The organism is Sutterella sp. (assembly GCF_052272535.1).
Lineage (GTDB): Bacteria > Pseudomonadota > Gammaproteobacteria > Burkholderiales > Burkholderiaceae_F > Sutterella.
Map to the genome: position 1 here is coordinate 1 of NZ_DAVZJY010000116.1, position 7,659 is coordinate 7,659.

General features: G+C 65.7%; 7 protein-coding genes. 1 reads left to right on the plus strand and 6 read right to left on the minus strand.

Annotated features, from left to right (window positions below; genetic code table 11):
- Positions 1–134 precede the first annotated feature (134 nt).
- Both ACT6Y9_RS06955 and upp read right to left on the minus strand, forming a co-directional pair.
- Positions 135–974: a fumarate reductase subunit C gene (locus ACT6Y9_RS06955; RefSeq protein ID WP_295476884.1), complete on the minus strand. Its 840-nt coding sequence runs from the start codon at positions 972–974 to the stop codon at positions 135–137.
- A gap of 363 nt (positions 975–1,337) precedes the next feature.
- Entirely contained in the window at positions 1,338–1,988 is a 651-nt protein-coding gene (gene upp, locus ACT6Y9_RS06960) for a uracil phosphoribosyltransferase (protein WP_295476882.1), read from the minus strand.
- A 110-nt stretch (positions 1,989–2,098) separates the two neighbouring features.
- Between upp and ACT6Y9_RS06965 the strand changes: the two genes are divergently transcribed.
- Positions 2,099–2,671: a LapA family protein gene (locus tag ACT6Y9_RS06965; protein ID WP_443743994.1), complete on the plus strand. Its 573-nt coding sequence runs from the start codon at positions 2,099–2,101 to the stop codon at positions 2,669–2,671.
- 136 nt (positions 2,672–2,807) lie between these two features.
- On the opposite strand, the gene ACT6Y9_RS06970 is transcribed toward ACT6Y9_RS06965, so the two are convergent.
- From ACT6Y9_RS06970 to ACT6Y9_RS06985, 4 genes are all read right to left on the minus strand, one after another.
- Positions 2,808–3,527, minus strand: a complete 720-nt coding sequence (locus ACT6Y9_RS06970) for an acetolactate decarboxylase (RefSeq protein ID WP_443743995.1) — start codon at positions 3,525–3,527, stop codon at positions 2,808–2,810.
- A gap of 91 nt (positions 3,528–3,618) precedes the next feature.
- A complete protein-coding gene (locus ACT6Y9_RS06975) occupies positions 3,619–4,617 on the minus strand; it encodes a class 1 fructose-bisphosphatase (protein ID WP_295476877.1) in 999 nt (332 codons plus the stop codon).
- 33 nt (positions 4,618–4,650) lie between these two features.
- Positions 4,651–7,323, minus strand: coding sequence for an aminopeptidase N (gene pepN / locus ACT6Y9_RS06980; protein ID WP_443743996.1), 2,673 nt, complete (start codon positions 7,321–7,323; stop codon positions 4,651–4,653).
- A gap of 218 nt (positions 7,324–7,541) precedes the next feature.
- On the minus strand, positions 7,542–7,659 hold a 118-nt coding region (locus ACT6Y9_RS06985; protein ID WP_443743997.1), incomplete at its 5' end, for a transposase.

A 7,659-nucleotide genomic window follows, 5' to 3' on the forward strand; every position in this document is an offset into this window, starting at 1 on the left:
AAAAAAGCTCCCGGGTCCTTTCGGACTTCGGGAGCTTTTCTTCTCCATCGCCTCGCTTCCCTGTTGGATGGGGGCCGTCCGGAAGGGCGGAGCCCCGGGAGCGAAAGGAGAACGACGGGAGGGAGTCGGTCGAATTACTTCGCGTGGTTGAACCAGGAAGCGCCTTCAGGCATTTCGAAGCGCTGGGCTTCGGCGTTCGCAGCGACCTGATCAGCACCGATCGAGTAGTTGGTCCACATCGTGATGGAGCCGCCGACGATCATCAGGAAGGCGACGACAACCATGGCCTTGCGGAAGCCCGTGCGGTCCGTGGCGGCGCGCTGGTCCATGATCTTGTACTCGGGGTTCTTCGCGAAGATGTCCCACTTAACGGCGAGGCGGTAGAGGCCAATCATGCCGTGGAGCTCAGTGCACACGAGGAAGAAGAACGTGTAGATGAGGCCGTTGTGATAAGTGTGGACGCCGATGAGGTTCGGGTCGAAGCCGCCCGGGTTCGTGAGCATCGTCATCAGATGCGGGAACACGAGGAAGAAGAGGCAGAAGGCCGTGACGAACTGGACCCACCAGAGCGTCGTGTCGGAGTGGTGCACGAGCTTGACGTGGGCGCGGAGGTCATGGAGCTTCTTGTAGGAGGTCGGGAAGCGGCGCAGCGCGCAGAACATGTGGACGATCACGCACAGGAAGATGAAGCCCACGAAGAGGACGTGCATCCAGTGGTTGTCCTGGCCGTTGAGCCAGACGCCGCCCGAGGTGGCGATCAGGTTGGCGAAGAGCTCCTTGGAGATGTTCACCGAACCCGTGAAGGCCATGTGGCAGAAGAGGAAGATGCCGAGGATGAGGCCGGTGACCGACTGCGCCACGTCGAGGCGGGCGGTGCACTTGCTCTGACGCTTGGCGTCCTTGAGGCCGACGCCCCACACGTTGTCCGTGGCGGAGGGCGTATGCGCGTACTTGACAGAATCAGGGGTCGTCATTTTTGACTGGTCCTAGAAGTTTGAGAGATTGAGGCATCCGCGGTCCGCACGCCCGCAGCTACGGGGGGACGGCGCGGAAAAATTCTTGCTTCGGCCCGAATGATGAACGGACCGGTCCTCAATGGATTTGACATTCATCAAGTGTTTGGATGGGTCTACACCCCTTCCGGCGAAGTGACGTCGTGCCAAATACGCGTATATGCGTATGAAATCCCTCATCAAAACCTTATAGCCGGCTTAAACCTAGGGTAAATACTAGAATTTCGTGTTCAAAAAAGAGGGCGACGGCGGACAAAAAAAGGGACGCGCACCGCGCGTCCTCTTCGCCTTCGTGAGGCGCCGCAGGGGCGCCTCGGGCCGGAGCTACTTCGTCCCGAAGATGCGGTCGCCCGCGTCGCCGAGACCCGGAACGATGTAGGCGTTCTCGTTGAGCTTCTCGTCGAGCGAGGCGACGTAGAGGTCCACGTCCGGGTGGAGCTTCGAGAAGACCTCGACGCCCTCAGGAGCCGCGACGAGGGCCATGAAGCGGATGTTTTCGCCCGGCACGCCGCGCTTCTTGAGCACGTCCACGGCGTGCGCGCCCGAGTAGCCCGTCGCCACCATGGGGTCCACGACGATGAAGGTGCGGTTCTCGAGCTGCGCGGGCAGCTTCACGAGGTACTCGACCGGACGGTGGTTCTCGTCGCGGTAGAGGCCGATGTGGCCGACGCGCGCCGAGGGCATGAGGGCGAGCAGACCGTCGGACATGCCGAGGCCGGCGCGCAGCACCGGCACGATCACGCACTTCTTGCCAGAGAGCATCGGCGACCAGCAGTGGGCGACGGGGGTTTCGACCTCTTCGAGGGCGACGGGGAAGTCGCGCGTGAGCTCATAGCCCATGAGCATCGCGAGTTCGCTGAGGAGTTCACGGAAGTCGCGCGTGCTCGTGCGCTTGTCGCGCATCAGCGAGAGCTTGTGCTGAACGAGCGGGTGGTCGACGATGTGCAGGCGCGGAAAGCGGGGATCGGACTTCATGGAGGAACTCTTCTGTAGTGTTGACGAAAAGGGCGGACGGTCCGCCCTCCGAGTATTATAAAAAGACCGAATTTTCGGGGCCTCTGGACCCAACCCGCAAGGAGAACAAAGTGAAGCTGCGCACACTCGCCATGATGCTCATCCTCGTGCTGCTCGCCGTCTTCCTCATCATCAACTGGACGACGCTTTCGACGGTGACGACGGTGAACCTCGTCTTCGACGAGATCCAGGCGCCGCTCGGCATCATCGTCGTCGTTTCCTTCGCCGTCGTGATCGCCATCCTGATGCTCTACACGATCTGGCAGCAGGCGAGCGTCGTCGTGGAGATCCGTCAGGCGCACAAGGACGCCCGCATCGCGCGTCAGGCGGCCGACGACGCCGACAAGAGCCGCGTCGTCGAGCTCGGAAAGGACGTCCGCGCCCGCTTCGACCAGCTCGAGGCGCTCATCGTCGCGAAGAACGAGGAGATCGAGAAGCTCGTGCGAGAGCGCGCCGACGCGCAGGACCGCCAGTTCGCGATTCTGCGCGACCAGGTGAAGGAGGAGCAGGCGGCCGCCCAGAACGCGGTGAGCCAGCGCCTTCTCGACATCGACAAGAAGGTGTCGAACGTGCTGCCCGCCTCGGAGGGCGAGGTGAAGGACGAAAAGAAGAAGAAGGAGCTCTTCGGCGAACTCTTCGGTTGATTCCCTTCAGAGGACGCGCCTCCCGGATCCACCTGGGTCCGGGCGACGGACGGCCCCGCAGACGGCGCGCGCCACTGCGCGTCTCCTGCGGGGCTTTTTCGTGCTTGCAGCGGCCTTCAGCCCTCGGCCGCCGTGGTCACCTCCCGCAGGTCCGATTCGAGGGCAGCGCGTCGAAGAGTCTGCCGGCATCGCCCGTCGGGAAGGCGATGTGGAGCCCTTGGGCGGTCATGAGGCGCGCCTCGGCCCCCGCGGGCGCGGCGAGGTCGAGGAGATGCCCGCCCCAGCGGCGACCTTCGGCGTCCGGAGCGCTCAGGACGTGGAGGTGCCAGCCCGGCATGTTGACGCCTTCGAGGTGCGCCGGAAAGCGAAAGCCCACGACGTCGGCGAGCTCGAGCGGCATCTCCGTCACCTTCTGCATGAAGAGCGTCTCCTTCATCGGCTTCCAGGGGGGCGGCGCGGGCGCGAAGCTGCGGAAGACCGCGCGGACCTTCGCGGCGCGCAGATGGAGCGCGGTGATGCGGTTGCGGGCCTCCCGCACCTCGGGGAGGCCGTCGAGCGCGGCGCGCAGCTGCGCGAAGGACGCGAAGGCGCCGAGCTTGGCCGCCCGCTCGGGGGCGAACCTCACGGCGCACGCAAAGGGCGTGCCGGTCTCGTCGGGGACGGGAACGGCCTTGCCCGTGTGGGTGCCGTTCCAGGCGCTCCCGTCGAGCAGGATGAGCTCGCCGCCGAGTCCCGTGAAGGTGCCGATGCCGAGGTCGCCCTTGAGCTTGAGTTGGGCGACCGTCATCGCGGGCTCGAATTCGCCGAGCATCACGGCGTTGAGCGTGGAGAGTTGAAAGACGGATTGGAGCGGCATGGCTCCGCCTCCATGAAAAAGCGCCGCCCGCGGCCTCAGGGAAGGCCGGGACGGCGCGGTGGGTGGTGAACGTGCTTCGTCGAGGCGGGCGTCAGCCGGCGTGGTAGCCCGTCACCGTCTCGACCTCCTCGGCAGCGCCGAGGAAGACCGCCACGCGTTCGTGGATCTCATGCGGCACGATGTCGCGGATCGGCCCGTGGCCGTTCGTCGCGGCGCCGCCCGCGTTCTCGATGAGCATCGACATCGGGTTGGCTTCGTAGAGGAGGCGGAGCTTGCCGGCGCGCGCGGGATTGCGCGAGTCGCGCGGGTACATGAAGACGCCGCCGCGCATCAGGATGCGGTGCACTTCGGCGACCATCGCCGCGATCCAGCGCATGTTGTAGTTCTTCCCGCGCGGACCGTCCTTGCCCGCGAGGAGCTCGGCGATGTAGCGCTGCACGGGCTTCTCCCAGAAGCGCTCGTTGGACATGTTGATCGCAAACTCGGCGGCCTCGCGCGGCACCGTCACGTTCTCCTTCGTGAGGCGGAAGGTGCCCGTGACGTCGTCGAGCGTGAAGAGGAAGACGCCGCGGCCGAGCGTGAGGGCGAGGATCGTCTGCGGGCCGTACATGCAGTAGCCCGCGGCGACGAGCCTGCGGCCGGGCTGCAGGAACTGCGCGGCCTCGGGGACGCGCTTCGGGCGCTCGGCCGGAAGGATCGCGAAGATCGAGCCGATCGAGACGTTGATGTCGATGTTGCTCGAGCCGTCGAGCGGGTCGAAGCAGGCGAGGTAGGGGCCGAGCGGGAGCGCTTCGGGCACGGGAATCGGCTCGGGCACCTCCTCGCTTACCATGCCGCAGACGGCGCCCGTGCGGGCGACGGCCTCGACGAAGATGTCGTTCGAGATGATGTCGAGCTTCTTCTGCTCTTCGCCCTGGACGTTCTCGCTGCCGGCGAGGCCGAGCACGCCCGCGAGGGCGCCTTCACGGACCTTGGCGGAGATCTCCTTGCAGGCTTCGGAGATGCCCGTGAGGAGGCGGGAGAGAACCGGATCGGAGCCGGCGAGCGCTTCTTCGCGCGCGAGGAATTCTTGCAGTGAAAGAGGAGTCACGACGTTTTCCTTCTGTTCTGTCGTATGGTGGAGTCAAAGGGGATTGGCGAGCGCCTTCTCGATGATCTCGGCGACGTTGGGCGAGAGCTCGCTCTTCTTCGCCTCGACCGAGAGGAGCGCTTCGTGCATGCGGCGCGAGAGCGCGGGCGTGTAGCGGCGCCATTGGTCGAGCGCACGGGCCGCGCGGGCGGCCACCTGCGGATTGATGCGGTTGAGTTCGAGCACCATCTCGGCCCAGAAGGCGTAGCCCGAGCCGTCGGCAAGGTGGAATTCCGACGGGTTCTGCTGGAAGAAGGCGCAGAGGAGCGCGTACACGTTGTTCGGGTTCTTCATCGAGAAGAACGGGCAGCGCGTGAGCTCCTTCACGCGTTCGAGCACCGGGGGCTCGCCCGGGAACGAGGGCGAGGTCGCCTGGATCGTGAGCCACTTGTTGATGAGCAGCGGCTCGTTGTACCAGGCCTTGAGCGCCTCGACCTCCATGTCCTGCTTGGCGGGGGTCTGCGAGTTCGCCATCATCTGCAGTGCGGCGAGGCGGTCCGTGAGGTTCGTCGCTTCGTGGAACTGGTCCTTGATCATGATCGCGGCGCGCGGCGACCCGGCCGCATGGGCGTAGCCGAGCGCGAGGTTCCGGAGGGCGCGGCGGCCGGCCTTCTCGGGCGTGGGCTCGTACGGGCCCTCAACCACCATTTCGGCCGCCGTCTCGAGGAAGGCCGAGAGGTTCTTCTCGCCGAGCGCCTGACGCACGGCGACCCAGCCTGCATGGACGGCGTGCGGGTCGATGAGCGGATCCTCCTCGGCGACGAGCTTTTCGCCCGGCATCGCGAGGGCGACCGCCTTGAAGGCGGGCGAGAGGGTCGGGTTCTTGAGGATCTGCGCGGCCGCGCCGATCACGAGGGGCGAGACCTCCTCGGGTTGGCGCAGAAGCTTCGCGCGCGTCTGGGCGTGCACGGCGTCGATGAGGAGCCGGTTCATCGCGTTCCAGCGGTTGAAGGGATCTGGGTCGTTGGCGGCGAGGAAGGCCGTCTCCTCGTCGTTGAGCCCCGCGTCGAGGATCACCGGCGCGGCGAAGCCGCGGTTGAGCGAGAGGACGGGCTTCTCGGCGAGGCCCTCAAAGACGAAGGTCGTGCGCTCTTCGGTGAGCTCGAACATGCGGGTGCCCGGGAGCGGATCGTCGGCCTCGCCCGCGAGCCGCACGGGGAGCTCCTCGCCCGCGGCCGAAAGGAAGGCGACGGGGAAGGGAATCAGGAAGGGGCGCTTCACGGGCTGGCCCGGCGTCGCCGGGGTGGTCTGCTCGGCCGTGAGCGTGAGGCGGCCCGCGGCGGCGTCCCAGCTCGTGCGCACGGTGACGCGGGGCGTGCCCGACTGCGCGTACCAGTTGGCGAACTGCGAGAGGTCGCGTCCCGACGCCTCCTCCATCGCCTTGAGGAACGCCTCGCACGTGACGGCGTGCCCGTCGTTCACGGCGATGTAGCGGTCGAAGCCCTTGCGGAAGACCTCGCGCCCGAGGAGCGTCTGGAGCATGCGGATCACCTCCGCGCCCTTCTCGTAGACGGTCACCGTGTAGAAGTTGTTGATGTTCTGGTAGCTCTCGGGGCGGATCGGGTGCGACATGGGGCCGGCGTCCTCGACGAACTGCGCCGCGCGCAGGTACTCGACGTCGCGGATGCGCTTCACGGCGCGCGCGGAGGGTTCGCCCAGCATGTCGGCAGTGAACTCCTGGTCGCGGAAGACCGTGAGGCCCTCCTTGAGCGTGAGTTGGAACCAGTCGCGCAGCGTCACGCGGTCGCCCGTCCAGTTGTGGAAGTACTCGTGGCCGACCACGCCCTCGATGCGCTCATAGTCCGCGTCGGTCGCGACGGCGGGGTTGGCGAGCGCGCAGCGCGCATTGAAGATGTTGAGGCCCTTGTTCTCCATCGCGCCGAAGTTGAAGTCGTTCGTCGCGACGATCTTGAAGTCCTTGAGGTCGAGCTCGAGCCCCCAGCGCTCCTCGTCCCAGCGGATGGCGCGCTTGAGGCTCTCGAGCGTGTGCTCGGTCTTGTCGAGGTCCTGCGGATCCACCCAGACGGAGAGGTCCACCGTACGGCCGTCCTTGAGGTCGAACTTCGAGGCGCGCGAGACCAACCGCCCCGCCACGAGGGCGAAGAGGTAGCAGGGCTTCGGGAAGGGATCGACGTAGGTGACTTCACGCCGTCCGTCGTCGAGCATTCGTTCGGTCGTGAGGTTGCCGTTCGAGAGCATCACCGGATAGGTCTCGGTCGAACCGCGGATCACGGTCGTGTAGCGCGAGAGGACGTCGGGGCGGTCCGGGAAGAAGGTGATGCGGCGGAACCCCTGCGCCTCACACTGGCTCATGAGGTTCGCGCCCGAGGCGTAGATGCCCGAGAGTGCGGTGTTCGCCTTCGGGCTGAAGGTGCTGCGGATCTCGACCGACGCGGGGGCGGTGACGCCGGGGATCGTGAGGCCGTGCGCGTCGAGGGTGTATTCGCCCTCGTGCAGTTCGCGCCCGTCGAGTGCGACCGAGACGAGCTTCACGTCCTCGCCGTTCAGAAAGAGGGGCGCCGAGGGATCGGCGGACTCGGGGTTCGGACGGACTTCAAGCGTGCTCTTGACGAGCGTTTCGTCGGCGTCGAGGTCGAATTCGAGCCGGATCGTTTCAACAAGGTGCGACGGCGCGCGATAGTCGCCGCGGTGAATGGTCTTGCCCATGAATGTCAACACGGAAGTGAATGTTTCCGCGGCGCGGGCGTTCGACGGGGGAGGCTCCCCCGGGCGCCGCCCTGCCGCGGCGGGAATGCTGTTGATGCATTCTAAGGGCCCGGCGCGGGGACGAAAAAATGGCTCTTCAGGCATAGTTGTGGATAGCCATGAGGAAATACCGTATCAAATGTCCTGAGCGCTTCTTGCCATCTCTACCCTCTCGATGCTCAAGAGGAATCCTCAGGTTCGAGCAGACGAGCATCGACCATGTCGATGAGGTTCTTCACCTCACGGAAGCCGTAGGCCTTCCGAATGATGAGCTTGATCTTGTTGTTGGTCGCTTCG

Excerpts from the sequence above, each read along its gene's own strand:
- pepN (WP_443743996.1), bottom strand. The coding sequence starts at position 7,323 with ATGGGCAAGACCATTCACCGCGGCGACTATCGCGCGCCGTCGCACCTT.
- ACT6Y9_RS06955 (WP_295476884.1), bottom strand. The coding sequence starts at position 974 with ATGACGACCCCTGATTCTGTCAAGTACGCGCATACGCCCTCCGCCACG.
- upp (WP_295476882.1), bottom strand. The coding sequence starts at position 1,988 with ATGAAGTCCGATCCCCGCTTTCCGCGCCTGCACATCGTCGACCACCCG.
- ACT6Y9_RS06970 (WP_443743995.1), bottom strand. The coding sequence starts at position 3,527 with ATGCCGCTCCAATCCGTCTTTCAACTCTCCACGCTCAACGCCGTGATG.